General features: G+C 51.7%; 12 protein-coding genes. 8 read left to right on the top strand and 4 right to left on the bottom strand.

All coding sequences use genetic code 11. The annotated features are described in order from the left end of the window. Window positions 1-179 precede the first annotated feature (179 nt). From AC5JO6_RS02240 to AC5JO6_RS02215, 6 genes are all read left to right on the top strand, one after another. Window positions 180-1,373 carry a BMP family ABC transporter substrate-binding protein gene (locus AC5JO6_RS02240; RefSeq protein WP_496079410.1) on the top strand — a complete coding sequence of 398 codons (1,194 nt, stop codon included), beginning with the start codon at window positions 180-182 and terminating at the stop codon, window positions 1,371-1,373. Between the two features lie 3 nt (window positions 1,374-1,376). Beyond that, the gene (locus AC5JO6_RS02235; protein WP_496079409.1) at window positions 1,377-2,519 is read left to right on the top strand and encodes an ABC transporter permease; all 1,143 of its coding nucleotides are present in this window, start codon (window positions 1,377-1,379) and stop codon (window positions 2,517-2,519) included. 98 nt (window positions 2,520-2,617) lie between these two features. Continuing rightward, window positions 2,618-3,568: an ABC transporter permease gene (locus AC5JO6_RS02230; protein WP_496079408.1), complete on the top strand. Its 951-nt coding sequence runs from the start codon at window positions 2,618-2,620 to the stop codon at window positions 3,566-3,568. A gap of 177 nt (window positions 3,569-3,745) precedes the next feature. Beyond that, window positions 3,746-5,311 (top strand): ABC transporter ATP-binding protein, encoded by a 1,566-nt coding sequence (locus AC5JO6_RS02225; RefSeq protein WP_496079407.1) that lies wholly within the window; start codon window positions 3,746-3,748, stop codon window positions 5,309-5,311. Between the two features lie 125 nt (window positions 5,312-5,436). Next, complete coding sequence (locus tag AC5JO6_RS02220; RefSeq protein ID WP_496079406.1) at window positions 5,437-6,129, top strand: cysteine hydrolase family protein; 693 nt, start codon at window positions 5,437-5,439, stop codon at window positions 6,127-6,129. Window positions 6,130-6,290: 161 nt separating this feature from the next. Further along, window positions 6,291-7,187 (top strand): carbohydrate ABC transporter permease, encoded by an 897-nt coding sequence (locus tag AC5JO6_RS02215; RefSeq protein ID WP_496079405.1) that lies wholly within the window; start codon window positions 6,291-6,293, stop codon window positions 7,185-7,187. A 14-nt stretch (window positions 7,188-7,201) separates the two neighbouring features. Here the strand turns inward: AC5JO6_RS02215 and AC5JO6_RS02210 are convergent, their stop codons facing one another. Continuing rightward, window positions 7,202-7,966, bottom strand: a complete 765-nt coding sequence (locus AC5JO6_RS02210) for a DUF1997 domain-containing protein (protein ID WP_496079404.1) — start codon at window positions 7,964-7,966, stop codon at window positions 7,202-7,204. 490 nt (window positions 7,967-8,456) lie between these two features. On the opposite strand from AC5JO6_RS02210, the gene AC5JO6_RS02205 reads away from it, so the two are divergent. After that, window positions 8,457-9,116 carry an NAD(P)H-binding protein gene (locus AC5JO6_RS02205; RefSeq protein WP_496079403.1) on the top strand — a complete coding sequence of 220 codons (660 nt, stop codon included), beginning with the start codon at window positions 8,457-8,459 and terminating at the stop codon, window positions 9,114-9,116. 22 nt (window positions 9,117-9,138) lie between these two features. Here AC5JO6_RS02205 and AC5JO6_RS02200 read toward each other — a convergent pair whose 3' ends face one another. Next, window positions 9,139-10,746 (bottom strand): Ppx/GppA phosphatase family protein, encoded by a 1,608-nt coding sequence (locus AC5JO6_RS02200; RefSeq protein WP_496079402.1) that lies wholly within the window; start codon window positions 10,744-10,746, stop codon window positions 9,139-9,141. Between the two features lie 431 nt (window positions 10,747-11,177). Here AC5JO6_RS02200 and AC5JO6_RS02195 point away from each other — a divergent pair, with 431 nt between their 5' ends. Then, a complete protein-coding gene (locus tag AC5JO6_RS02195; protein ID WP_496079401.1) occupies window positions 11,178-11,996 on the top strand; it encodes a sensor histidine kinase in 819 nt (272 codons plus the stop codon). A gap of 14 nt (window positions 11,997-12,010) precedes the next feature. Here AC5JO6_RS02195 and AC5JO6_RS02190 read toward each other — a convergent pair whose 3' ends face one another. Continuing rightward, window positions 12,011-13,429, bottom strand: a complete 1,419-nt coding sequence (locus AC5JO6_RS02190; protein WP_496079400.1) for a protein kinase domain-containing protein — start codon at window positions 13,427-13,429, stop codon at window positions 12,011-12,013. 245 nt (window positions 13,430-13,674) lie between these two features. Beyond that, window positions 13,675-14,463 (bottom strand): double zinc ribbon and FHA domain-containing protein, encoded by a 789-nt coding sequence (locus AC5JO6_RS02185; RefSeq protein WP_496079399.1) that lies wholly within the window; start codon window positions 14,461-14,463, stop codon window positions 13,675-13,677. Between the last annotated feature and the right edge of the window lie 80 nt (window positions 14,464-14,543).

Below are 14,543 nucleotides of genomic sequence, written 5' to 3'. Positions count from 1 at the left end.
TAAATGTCAAATTTGGCACATTTTGAGTTTTTTTTTTCTCATAGGCTGACGACATCTTGCTACGGCTGTCTTATAAGTGATCGTTGCAGTCCCAAATGTCGCGTCTCCGCTTCACAGCGCCCCTGCACACTGTTAGTAACCCCTTTCCCCTTCATACTGTTTCTCAGGAGAATTAGAACGTGAGTACGAGAAGACCTCTATATATTCCCCGTCGTCAGATCATTCGGGGTTTGATGGCAACCGCTGCTTTTGGTGCCACGTCTAAGCTGTGGACGGGATGTTCTTCTGCCCCCCCTGAGACCCAGGCAAGTAGCGGTGGTACAGCCAGTCCGGTTTCAGACAAACCGATCGTGATTGGGTTTATCTACAACGCGCCCAAAGATGACTACGGCTGGAACCAGGCACAGGCAAAAGGTGCTGCCGCGATCGCCGCGATCCCTGGCATTAAAATCGTGGAGCAAGAAAGCGTTCCTGAAACCAAAGAAGTTCAGGAAGTCATGCGTAACATGATTGACCAGAACGGGGCGACAGTCATTGTGCCTACCTCCTTTGGCTACTTTGATCCACACGTCCTGGCAGTCGCAAAAGACTATCCAGAAGTGCAGTTCTTCCACTCCGGTACGCTCTGGAAAGAGGGTTTACCGAATAACGTGGGCAGCTATTTTGCGCTGATCGACGAGGGACAATACCTGGCTGGGCGCATTGCTGCCGAGACCACGAAAACAGGCAAGCTGGGCTTTGTCGGCGCGAAACCCATTAATCCAGTCCTCCGTAACATTAATAGCTTCATTCTGGGTGCCCGCAGCGTTAAACCCGACCTTAAGGTGCAGGTGATCTTTACAGGCGATTGGGCATTGCCTGTGAAAGAGGCGGAAGCCACGAACTCTCTGGCTGACCAGGGCGTGGATGTCGTTGGTGTACACGTAGACAGCCCCAAAGTGGTGATCGAGACCGCTGAGAAACGCGGCATTTTTTCGAGCGGACTCCACTCTGACCAGTCAGCCCTGGCTCCTAAGGGCTATCTGACTGGCACTATGTATAACTGGGCAACGATTCACAAGAAATATGTGGAGTTGCTTAAGTCAGGTAAGACCTTGATGAATGGCGGCATTCCACACCAGGTGATTGGCGGCATCAAGGAAGACTACATCAGTTTGGCAACCTTTGGTCCAGCGGTATCAGCCGCCGCCAAAACGAATGTTGACGCAACGAAAGCGAAGCTGATTGACGGATCGCTAGTGGTGTACAAGGGCGCAATTAAGGACAACACAGGCGCGGTGAAGATTCCCGCAGGTACCACTTACAAAGTGACGGATGCGGCACCGACCCAGATCAATTGGTTGGCTGAAGGCGTTGTTGGGAAGGTAAGTTGACCTATGGCACTCAGTCGTTCTAACTGGCGATCGACCGCTGAAGCAATCTGCATTCCTCTGGGTGCCTTGATTGTCGCGTTGATCATTTTCGGTGTTTTCTGCGCCATCTGTGGCAGAAATCCGTTTGCTATCTATGAGGCGATCTACAAGTCGGCGTTTGGCAACTGGCGATCGTTCCAGGGCACACTCTTACGCGCGGCACCGCTGATGCTGACGGCTCTTTGTACCGCACTGCCAGCTCGTTTGGGGCTAATGATCATTGGCAACGAAGGTGCGTTGGTCATGGGTGGCATTGGTGCTGCGATCTTCGGGCTTTTACTCTCTTACGGCAGCGTTCTTCCATCGCCTGATCAGGTGCAGAGTCTTCTGGGCTTGCCCCCGCTCGTCGTGCAGCTTGGCATGGCGCTCGGTGGGATTATCTTCGGTGGCGTGTGGATTGCGATCGTCGGTGCGTTACGGCATTACCGGGCAGTCAACGAAACCATCAGCAGTTTGTTGATGAACTACATTGCGATCGCCCTCCTCAATCACCTCGTCGAAGGTCCGATGAAAGACCCGGCATCGCTCAATAAGCCCTCTAGCTTCCCAATTCCGGACATTTACAAGATTGGCAACATCTTCTCCACCCGAATTCACTACGGCTTGATCTACGGCATTATTGCCTGCGTCATTGCCTACTTCTTGATTCAGCACACCACCTTTGGGTTTGCTGCCCGTACCGCGGGTGGCAACATCAAAGCCGCTCGTATTGCTGGGCTACCCGTTGGCAAGCTCACCATCATCATTTGTTTTCTAGCAGGCTCTTGTGCTGGACTGGCAGGCATGGTTGAGGTCGCGGCTGTTCAAGGACAGGCAAACGCATCCATCATTGCAGGCTACGGCTATGCGGGCATTTTGGTTGCCTTCGTTGCCCGCTACAATCCGCTTGCGGCAGCGCTCGTGGCTATTCTGTTAGGTGGCATCATTGCCAGCGGTGGTGCGCTCCAACGCGTGTTTAATATGCCGGATGCAACGGTTCTGGTGTTTCAGGGCATTGTCTTCATCGTTGTTTTATACAGCGAGTCGCTTTACGGACGCTTGAAGATTTTCAAAGAGCCAGAGCTGAAGGGTACTCCACCCGCTACCACAACAGCGGCGATCGTCTAGCCGGAAAGGCTAAAGGCTGAAGGATAAAGGCTAAAAATTTTAGCCTTCAGCCTTTAGCCTTCATCCTTTCATTCATTTACTTTATTCGGAGCACAGCAATGGCAACAGAGGCATTAGGCGCATGGGGCGTTGTACTAGGGATTTTTGCTGGTACGCTGCGCGGGAGTGCCCCCTTCTTATTCGTGAGTTTGGGCGAGTGCCTAACCGAGAAGAGTGGCAAAATCAATCTGGGTCTGGAAGGCACGCTGCTGACGGGGGCAATGAGTGCCTACGCAGTGTCGTATCTGCTACAAGATAAGGTGGGTGCAGCCGTGTCTCCCTGGATTGGCGTTTTAGTGGCAGGCATCGCAGGCATGGGGCTGGGCTTCATCCATGCATGGCTATCACAGCAGCCAAAGGTGAATGACATTGCCGTTGGCATCGCCATGATTATTTTTGGCAGCGGTATTGCGTTCTTCCTGGGAAAACCATTCATTCAGCCGAAAGCGCCACCGTTGCCCACGATCGATCTGGGTAACTGGAGTTCGATTCCAGCGGTACAGTCGGCACTCAAGATTAGTCCATTGTTTATTCTCGGCGTGGCGATCGCGCCTCTCATGTTCTGGTTCTTCAAATCGACGCGCTGGGGTTTATTTATCCGTGCCGTTGGTGATAGCCCTGATGCCGCTCTCGCAATGGGCATGTCTATTTCTAAGGTGCGGATGCTCTGCATCGTAGCAGGTAGTTTTCTCGCAGGCATCGGTGGTGCCTCTCTCTCCCTCTACTATCCCGGTCTGTGGTCTGAGAGTATCTCCAGCGGTCAGGGCTTGATGGCGGTCGCGCTGGTGATTTTCGCCCGTTGGAATCCCATTCAATGCTTATGGGCATCGCTCTTCTTTGGAGGTGCGCAAGCCGTTGGTCCTGCTTTGCAATCGGTTGGCATTGAGCAAGGACGCTACCTGTTCAATGCGGCTCCTTACGTATTGACCTTGCTGATCATGGTGATCACCTGCTCACCTAAGAAAACGCTTTCGGGCGCACCAGGCGCGTTGGGAACCATTAGTGGTTAAGGTCGAGATTGGAGGCGGTAGATTGGGATTGCTAAAAGAAGCCTGCTGCCTTTAGCCAATGTAACCATGCTGAAGACGTAGCGAAACCAACCTCTCACGTCGATCGCCCACTTAAACGCATCAAGCTCCTAGAAACATCGATTCAGAATCATCACTCTCACCCCTCCAGGAGGCAGCATGACCGAAGTTGCAGACCCGTTAACCCACACTTCAACGAACAACGCCCACGCCTTGATCGGTCCACCTGATTTAGAAGTGGTCAACATGACCAAGCGCTTTGGCTCCTTCACGGCGCTGGAAAATGTTTCGATGAAGCTGAAGCCTGGAACCTTTCATGCGTTGCTGGGGGAGAACGGTGCGGGCAAAAGTACGCTCGTCAAGTGCATCATGGGCTTTTATACCCCTACGTCGGGTGAGGTGCGGATTGATGGCAGCGCGCGCACGATCGACAGCCCCCGTGATGCCCATACCTACGGCATTGGGATGGTCTACCAGCACTTCACGTCTGTACCCGCGATGACGGTTGCCGAAAACTTAGTCCTGTCTCGCTTTGATAACACTAACCTCATCAACTGGAAGAAAGAGTTTGAAGGTCTATCTGCCTTCATGGAGACTGCGCCCTTCAAAGTACCCCTAGATCTGACGATCGCTCAGCTTGCAGCCGGACAAAAGCAAAAGCTCGAAATTCTCAAGCAGCTCTATCTGCAAAGCAAGATTCTCATTCTGGATGAACCAACGTCTGTTCTTACGCCTGCGGAAGCCGATGAAGTCTTGGGCTTGATTCGGGAGCAGGTGACAGATGGCAAGTTGAGCGTCCTGATGATTAGCCATAAGTTCCGCGAAATTACCGCTTTTGCTGACGAAATCACCGTGCTCCGCAAAGGGCAATTTGCTGGTAACGGCAGAGTCAAAGACATGACTGTCTCCGAAATGGCGGAGATGATGATGGGCGAAAAACGCGACCCGCAAAAGGTCGAAAAAACCATTCACGGCGAACCTGCCGCAGTGCTTCAGATCAAAGACCTTCACGCGAACAAAGACAACGGTTTGGAAGCCGTCGGTGGCGTGAATCTTACCGTTCATAGCGGTGAAGTCGTCGGCATTGCGGGCATTTCTGGCAACGGTCAGCGCGAACTGGTCGAAGTGCTGGCAGGTCAGCGTCCTGCAACCGCTGGCGAAGTGTTGGTCGATGGCAAAGTGTACAAAATGACCCGCGCCGAAATGTTTAAGAATCGCGTGTTTGTGCTGCCGGAAGAGCCGCTCCGCAATGCGTGTGTCGCGCACATGAGCGTAGCTGAGAACTTGGCGCTGCGTACCTTCGATCGCCCACCCCAGGCAAAAGGCATTCTGCTTATCTTCAAGGCAATCCGCGAAATGGCAGTCGGCTTAATCAGTTCCTTTAAAATCAAAACGCCCTCGCCCGACACGCCCGTCGGCAACCTCTCTGGGGGCAACGTCCAGCGTACCGTTCTCGCACGCGAACTTTCAGAAGACCACATCAAGCTGCTGATTGCTGCTAACCCCTGTTTCGGGTTGGACTTCGCAATGGTGGACTACATTCATGGACAAATTCTCGAAGCCCGCAATCGCGGTGTTGCCGTGTTGTTAGTGAGCGAAGATTTGGACGAGTTGCTGAAGTTATCCGATCGCATCTTCGTCATCAGCGGTGGCGAATTTGCCTACGAAAGCAAGATCGAAGACGCAGACTTTGCCGCGATCGGTCAAAGTATGGCAGGACATTAGAAGCACTCAGCGATTAATTTGGAGAAGTTGTTGGTTTTTAGTTTTTAGAAGGACTAAGAACTTTGAGCCAACGGATGTCGATCGTAGATTGTTGCTTAACAACTAACAACCAACAACTAACAACTATGGCTACAATTTCTGCCTTGCCCTATGACTACGAACTGCCTAGCTCCAGCAACGTTGCGTTGATCGTGATTGACATGCAGCGAGATTTTATGGAACTCGGTGGTTTTGGCGATATTTTAGGAAATAATGTTAGCTTGCTGCAGGCGATCGTCCCTACACTCAAGCAACTGATTGATGGGTTTCGTGCGTTAGAATTGCCGATTTTTCATACAATCGAATGCCATCAATCTGACTTATCCGATTGTCCACCCTCCAAAATTAAGCGGGGTAAAGGTGAGTTGACGATCGGCAGCAAAGGACCCATGGGACGCATTTTAATCAAGGGCGAACTGGGCAATGGCATCATTCCCGAATTGGCTCCTTTACCCAATGAAACGGTTATTTATAAGCCTGGAAAAGGTGCTTTTTATGCAACCGAATTGGAAGCAATGCTGAAAGAAAAAAACATTACGCACCTATTTATTACAGGCGTGACGACTGAAGTGTGTGTGCAAACTACTATGCGTGAAGCAAACGATCGCGGCTACGAGTGTGTCATGGTCGAAGACTGCACCGAAAGCTACTTCCCAGAATTCAAACAATCAACGCTAGAAATGGTTCGCGCCCAGGGCGGCATCGTCGGCTGGACTGCTACTGCTGCGGACGTGCTCAAAGGGCTGGAAGCCTGGAAGCCTGCGAAAGCATTAGTTTAGCGGTCAGCTATCAGCCGTCAGCCGTAACTCGAAACTCTCTAGCGAAGCGGCGCAAAGCGCTACTCAAATCTCCCCCTGCTTCCCTTGCTTCCTCTGCTCTCTCCTCTCCACATTCCCTTATGATGAGCTAGACCTGCTTATCGTTTGTCGCTCACGTTGCAATGCCCAAATGGATGCTGAAGGATCGGAGTCTGCTGCTACAGCGCCTCACGCCTTATCTTTTTTTGCTGCCTGCACTGATTGTCCTTAGCCTGACCGTATTCTATCCCGCGTTGCAGGCGTTCTACCTCAGTTTTACGCGCTACGATGACCTCTACCAACCGCCTGTGTGGATTGGTTTGAAGAATTTTTGGCGGCTGTGGAGCGATCGCGTCTTTTGGGAAACCTTTCGCAACACGATTTTGTACCTGGTTTGTGTTGTGCCAATTCTGGTCACGCTGCCGCTGGGACTGGCAATTCTCGTCAACCAAAAGTTGCGCGGCATTCGTTGGTTTCGCGTCGCGTACTACACCCCAGTCGTCATTTCAATGGTCGTCGCTGGCATTGCCTGGAAATGGCTCTACGCTGACAACGGCTTACTGAACCAACTATTGAAACTGTTAGGCATTTCGGCAGATGGCATTCCCTGGCTCACCAGCCCCAGTTGGGCGATCTTCAGCGTCATGGTTGTCACGGTTTGGAAAGGATTGGGCTACTACATGGTGATTTACCTGGCAGGCTTGCAGGCAATCCCCGAAGATTTATACGAGGCAGCGGCGATCGATGGCTCTGACGGGATCAGAAAGCATTGGGACATCACTGTACCGTTGATGCGACCTTACTTGTTGCTGGTTGCCGTCATTTCTGCCATTTCTGCCACAAAAGTCTTTGAAGAAGTCTACATCATGACGCAGGGTGGACCACGTAATAGCTCAAAGACGATCGTGTATTACATCTACGAGCAGTTTTTTGAAAACCTGAGCTATGCCTGTACGATCGGACTGGTGATGTTTTTGATCATTCTAGGGCTGTCAGTGCTGCGGCTCAGCGTTGAACGACTAACCGCGAAAGAGAACTGATCGGGCAGACTGTGCTACACGGTAGGCTCGTTGCCTGATGGCTCATCCAAAACGCTCTCTGATTTTTGGAAAAACCAGCGTTTGGCAAGTTTGGGAGCAGGCAAGCCGTGAGTTTTGTGAAAATCTTCCAGCACTTTGCGCGTCAGACGGTTAGATACCTGACGTACAATTTGGCGCAGCAGGCGATCGCCCGTACTCTGCACCAGATTTTTGGGCAGCGCGTGAATAAACCGTGGAAATTGAATCGACACGGTTAGGTCTAATTGCCACTCCACTCGCGTCATTTTGGGGGCTAATTTCCCAGCGCGATCGCTACCGTCAAGGGACTCGGCACCCGTTTCAATCAGCGTCATCGCTGCACGAAAATCAACGTCATAGCCAGGAGTCACATACCCAGGGACAGGAATCGTTTCAATGCGGTAAACCCCGTGGTCTTGAGGCAGCAGATGTAGCCCAATTTTTGGCTCGATCTGATAGCCATACGAGCCAAAACGACCAATGACCAGTGCATAGCCGTTGTCTCCCAGCGGCTCTACTATCATTGGCTGAGCACAATTGCGAAACCAGTCTGCGTGAGCATCGAAATACGCAGCCACCGTAGGGACATCTGCGGACATTTCCATACAGTCCACAAAGTGGCTACGAAACTGAGTCGGCTCAAGCAAATTTTGGTCAGAATCCTCTGTCATCAGGTAGTTCATATCTGGAATGACCGACGCGGTGTGCAGGAAACCCTCAGGAAGCTCAGCCGACTGGGGTTCAGTGGAGTGTGACTGCATGATGGACGGCTCGACGTTAATTTGCTGGTTGCATAAGCCTATAGTGCCCCTTTAGCACTTCACGCTCTCACCGAGGTTTCACGGATTTCTGCCAAGTCTAACCTAATCGGCATCAGCGCATACAACATTGATCTGCTGACACTAAAAGCGCACGATCGCACGTCAAAGGCTTCAAAGCCGCCGCTTGGAATATCTTACCTTTAGCGACAGCCACGTCTTAACATTCATTAACATATCACTACTATGCGATCAGGGTGCAACGCGATCCGAAGTGATAACTCCATCCATACGGTAGGTTTGTTTGCACAGGGGATTCGATAAAGTCTGTGTAAAGACGATCGATTGGTCGCGGTGAAAGAGTGACATCAAGGGCTAGTCTTTTAGGCTGCTTAGCACTAGCCTTGAAGCTTAGAGGCAGTCTCTACCCATTGCCTATCCCTCTTACTAGCCACTTATCAAACCATAGACACCTATTTGGAGGAGCAGCGGTATGAAAGCGTTTGTAGCTGGAGCCACGGGGCAAACGGGTCAGCGTATTGTGAGGGAACTTGTAGCACGAGGCATTCCCGTTCGTGCTTTAGTGCGTGACCTGGACAATGCCCGAACCATTCTGCCGCCAGAAGCTGAGCTAGTAGTGGGTGATGTTTTAGACCCTAAACGGTTGGCAAGTGCGCTGGCGGATAGCACTGTTGTACTCTGTGCCACTGGTGCAAAACCTGGTTTTGATCCCACTGCCCCTTACAAAGTTGATTATGAAGGCACCAAAAATTTGGTGGAGGCTGCAAAAACCCACGGCATTGAGCAGTTTGTTTTTGTCTCGTCTCTATGCACCTCGAAATTCTTTCATCCCTTAAATCTCTTTTTTCTGATTTTGGTGTGGAAAAAGCAGGCTGAAGAGTACCTTCAGAAGAGCGGACTGATGTATACGATCGTTCGCCCGGGTGGACTGAAAAACGAAGACAATACCGATGCTGTAGTCATGTCATCTGCCGATACGCTGTTTGAAGGCAGCATTCCCCGTACGAAGGTTGCACAGACCTGTGTTGAAGCGCTTTTTCTGCCCTCTGCTCGCAATAAAATTGTTGAGATCGTAGCGAAAGCGGACGCGCCTGCTCAGAGCTTTGAGGATCTTTTTGTAGCGGTTGCTTGAAGTGGTTGTCAAGAACAAACTGCTACCGCGCGACTACGGCTGCCCTTTCCAAAACGGGCACTAGCTTTAAGCCAAACTCGGTTTCAAAGCTCGCTTTTTTGTAGTCGAGGCTCCAAAGTTCAAGCGCGCAGTCATCATCAGGGTTAGCTGGCTGAATGAGGAGCCGAAACTCCTGGGATTCAGGCTGTGGTTGACAGAGTACCTGCTTAACCGCACCAATTTGACGACGATCGAGGGCAACAGCCAGACGCAGTAGAGCGCTCAGTTGGTCTACTACACGGCGATGACGCTTGCTGGTTAAGTTGCGATAGCTTTCGTGCTTTTTCTTAGGCGTACTTTTACGGTGATAGCGAGCGAGGTTGGCGATCGTTTCAATTTCGGTTTCGGTGTAGCCCAACAGGTCGCTGTTGCGAATCAGGTAGTAGGAGTGCTTGTGATGGTCAGCATGGCTCACGTGATGCCCACAGTTGTGCAAGATAGCGGCTGCCCAGAGAAGTTCCCGCTCTTCTTCACCCCAGTTGTGCAAAATGCCTTGAGTTTGGTCAAACAGACTAAGCGCGAAGTCTGATATTTTTTCGCTGTAGTCGAGCTTGACCTGGTATTTACTCGCGGCGTTGAACACGCTGCGCTGGCGCACAGAGCCTTGATAGCGAAGGCGATCTTCAATTAAACCGTGAGTTAGCATCCAATCGACGATCACGCCTTCTCGTAGCGATCGCTCACAAATGACGATCGCCTCCATGCCTAATAGCGTCATCGCTTCTTGAAGAATGAGCGCGCCTGCCAGAATAATTTCGGCGCGGCGATCGTTAATACCAGGAATTTCAGCCCGTTTTGCTACAGAAAGATGACGGAGGTGAGTCACCGTTTCCTGTAAATCCTTCAGACTAAATTCGTAGCCATTTAGCGGTGATGGCACGACACCTGTTTTCTCCCGCGCGTGAATCATGGCTAACGTTTCGATCGTGCCCGATGTGCCGACTAACCGTGGGGTTTCGTCTGGTTGCAGGACTGCTTTCAGCTCTTCTACTGGGCGTTCCAGCATACCCCTAATGTATGCTTGAAGCGACTGAAATTCGATATCGCTGATGGGATCGGTAGTAATGTGCTCAACGGTTAGGCGAACCGCGCCAATTTTAGTGCTGCTTAGAGTGCGGGGTTCATGCCCATCACCCAGCACCAGCTCAGTTGAGCCACCACCAATATCAATGATGATATGAGGCTGACCGTTGAGTTCCATCCCTGACAGCACGCCTAAGTAGATGCGACGTGCTTCTTCAGGACCCGAAATCAGGTTGATCCGTAGCCCTAGCTCTGCTTCGATGTGCTGCAAAAAGTCGCGCCCATTCGGTGCTTCTCGCATTGCGCTAGTGGCAACCGCGATCGTTTGCTCTGCATTCAAGCTTTTGGCGATTTCCTGGCAGCGCTTGAGGGTGTCGATCGCCCGCGCCATCGCTGCATCTGTGAGATTGCCATTCTGCCGATTGCGATCGCCTAACCGCACCATCGTCTTTTCTCTGGCAATAATTGTAAAAGCAGGGAGCGCAGGCTGAATGCACACCACAACCATATGGATGGAGTTGGTACCCACATCGATCGCAGCCAGAATACGCTCATGCGCTGTAGTCATCACAGGGATGCTCACCAACTTCCTTTTAATCTTATGAACTGAGCTGACCATCTTGATATACCTAAGGACTCAATCAACTGAGCTAAAACGGTTGATACTTAGTGCTTCTGTCTACGCTTCATGGACGAATTAATCAGGATATGAGCCGCATTAAGATCGTTCTCTAGGTATGTCAGGGTTTATTTAATCACCTTTTAAGCGCATTCTGATAACTACCAGAAGACTCTTTAAATTTCGCTGGAGCATCAAGTTTCACTAGCACTAAAGCCTTACAAGCTAAAGATGTTGACCGCCAAAGCACTATTCCAGTTCCATGTGAAGGTACACAGACAAAATTTGTAACATAATGTTAAGGTGACACCAGTTGAGTGCTTTGCTGCCCAAACGCATTGCTAATGCGTCAACTGATCACTTGCCTTCAACCTCGCTCTATGTTTTCGCTTCCAAACAACGAGTCAGCCACCTTTCCACCGAGCCAAACTGCTGTGGTCACTGAGCCAGCCGACGATCGCTTACTGCAAGCACTATTGGAGAACCAGTCGCTGAAAGAGCAAATTGCTCAGCAAACGCAACTGATGCACCTGCTTACTCATCAACTGGCGACACCGCTGACGACGTTAGGTGGCTCTGTGCCGCTGCTAGCAGAACCCAGTTTGGATGCAGAGCATCGTGAGGAATTCTTGGATGTCGTGCAGCAACAAGTGCAGCGCTTGAGACATCTACTGCAAGACTTAATGGCGCTCCGCAATCTAGAAACGGGTGTGCTGGAAACCCATGCGGTCGGTTTTTGTCTGCGAAGCCTGGTCGAAGAGGTAATGGCAGGCTTTCGCGACGCTGCGGTAACGTATCAGCTTGAGCCAGATTTACCACTGGTCTGGGGCGATCGGTGGCAACTTTCGCAGGTGCTGGTCAATTTACTGTCGAATGCGATTAAATATTCTCCCAACGGAACCCCAATTGCAATCGGTGCCGCAGCTCATTCGCCTGGTTGGGCAAACGTTTGGGTACGCGATCGCGGGTTAGGGATTCCCGCAGCCGACCAGCCCCATCTGTTTGAGCGGTTTTATCGGGTGCAGCACCGCGATCGTCACACCATTAAAGGCACGGGATTAGGGCTGTCGCTTTGCAAACTGCTGGTCGAAAACCAGGGTGGACAGCTTCACTTTGAATCCACACATGGCGAAGGTAGCTGCTTTTCCTTCACCGTGCCGTCAGTCAAAGATGGGGCTGCTGCCTCTACGCAGTGGTAGACACGCTCAAGCCTTTACGCAGTAATAGATACACTCAGAAGCGCATCCGCGACTTCTTTCGCAGTGGCGTAACGGTCTGCTGGCTGTGGGCTGGTCAGACGACGGACGATCGGCACCAGTGCGGTTGCTAGACCGGGCACATACTCTGGGTAAAAGCGAAACCCTTGCTCTCGTTGAGCATAAAACGCACCAGGCGCTTGACCCGTGAGCAGATAGACCAGTATCGGTCCGAGCGCAAACAGATCGGCAGCGATCGTCTTTTGTCCCTGTGCCTGTTCTGGAGCCATATAGGCTGCTGCCCCAGAGTTCTCACTGGCGATCAATGAGCGAAGGGAAAGAAACCCGACGATCGTGATGCTACCTGTCGCTGTGGTTTGTTGAAGCAAATTTTCGGGCTTCAGATCCTCATGTAGTAAGGGTGGGGATTGCTGATGCAGATAGTCTAAAATATTGCAGACTTGCACGATCGTCGCGATCGCCTCTGCTGGTGTCAAGAACCCCTGGCGGCTCACCCGCAGTTGCAAGCTTTGCCCGTAGACGCGTCTCCGCACTAGATAAGGCTTGCCGTCAGCTATAAAGAAATCAACAAAGTGAGGCAACCCCGGATGCTCAAGCGTCAACAATTGCTTTGCTTGCTGTGTAAAGGTTTCTAAAACGTGTGGCTGCTGCCATTCGGGGTTTAGCGATCGCAATACCAGACTCTGACCATTACGCCAGACTAGCTGGGTCATGCCGATCGTATCTTGGCGAACGGTTTTAACCACCTGATAGTCACCGACAACCTGTGTAACCTGTAGCGGTTGACCGCAATCGGGGCAAAACAGCACGCTGCCTTGAGCGCGAGGATGAGTACAGTTAGCTGAGTCGATCGCGGGCGGCTGCACAGCGCTCAACCCATTGACGGCATTCATGTCAGTCGGTCGCTGCACAAGCTCCCCAGATGGTACATCCAGGGGCGATGAGTCATCTTCTGGCTGTTGGGTTACAGGTATAGCAAGATTGGGTAAAAGCGATGCTCCACTTGGCTGCACGGGATTGCTTGTTTCAGCCGACGAGATGCCGCTGAGTTTGGGTTTCACCCGTTGTGCTAAGGTCTGCTCGCCCTGCAACGTTTTGCCACTGTCAGCAGAGAGAGAACCAACGTGAATCTGAATGTTTGGACCCGATCGCGCCAGCCGAATCACCAGGCTGTCCACAATGGGCATCTGCGTAATGCGCTTTCCGTCGACATACGTGCCGTTTGCGCCTAAGCTGACCACTTCCCACTGCGAATCGTCTCGGCGCAACTCGACATGATGGCGCGACACAACGGCGCTGTAAAGAACAACGTGGTTATCGGTTGATCGTCCAATCCGAATGACAGCGTCGTGTTCAAAGATCCAGCTTTGAACCGGAATGGACTGAATCGGATGCAAAAGGGTGAGGGTAATCACACTGGCGGTATAAAGTCTGAGTAATAACCTGCGGCAAAGACTGCTACCGTCCGAAAACGTGCTTCTATCCTACGGCGCTTTTGCTGCTGTAGAACCGAAAATTTTCGTGATCGATCGCGGCAAGTCTCCTAACGATACACGACTATCGAAAGTAACGTGTGAGACGACATCTGACTCATAACGTAGCAGTAACGATCGTGTGTGACTAGCTACCTTCACCTTGCCCCACCCACCCACACCCGACATCAGGAAAGCTGGAACAAAAATGTCACCTTGTCACCTTTGCCTAGAGAGATGCGATCGCCCGGTCGTAGGCGATGTCGATTGCCCATTGGCAGCGGCACGTTGTTAATGTAGGTGCCATTAGAACTCCCCACATCCTCCAGATAATAGGCATCACCTTCTAAGCGAATGTCGGCGTGAATCCGCGACACAATCTCAGAATCTGGAAAGCCAGACACATCAATATCGGGCGGGATGCGATCGTTGGGTTTGCCAAGATGAATAACGGTCAAACTTTGCGGCAGCTCCAACGAAGCGCTAGTTTGCAGATGTAAGAGCCGTGCAGTGTGCTGTTGAAGCTGTGTCGCCGAGCTGCTTTGTCCCGGCATCGGTGGGGCAGCTTCACCGCTTTCAGGTTGACTGGGCAAAGGAGTCGGTGTCATCACAGGCATGGGATCAGGAACAGGCTCACGTGCGGCTGGCGGATCAGGCAGCGCGATCGGCAGTGGGGGTGCAACAAGCGGATCGGGTGGCACAAGTGGATCAAGCGGGAGCAAGTCTGGAATTGGTGGTGCAGCAACCGCTAAGGTTGGTGAGGCAACCTCTGACGGTGAGGCAGAAGCGTCATCGCTCGACTGTAAACCAGCAGCAGTGCGAAGGTTATACCCACACTGACCGCAAAAGCTAGCGTCCGTCTGAACTGTAGTACCGCAGTTCGGACAGCTCATGGTTGCAGGTAAGGGCGTATAACAGGCTTCGCATTGAACTGCGCCATCAGGATTTTGATGGTTGCAATTCGGACAAACAATCATGAACTCTTTCCCCTATATCAATTCCATCATAAAGAATCTGGTTACAAGACGACAGCGCTACTTAGAAGCATAGCCGACAT

It is taken from the genome of Tildeniella sp., from assembly GCF_059505325.1.
The sequence above is the reverse complement of the archived record's forward strand: the minus strand, read 5'-3'. Positions and strand labels throughout refer to the sequence as shown.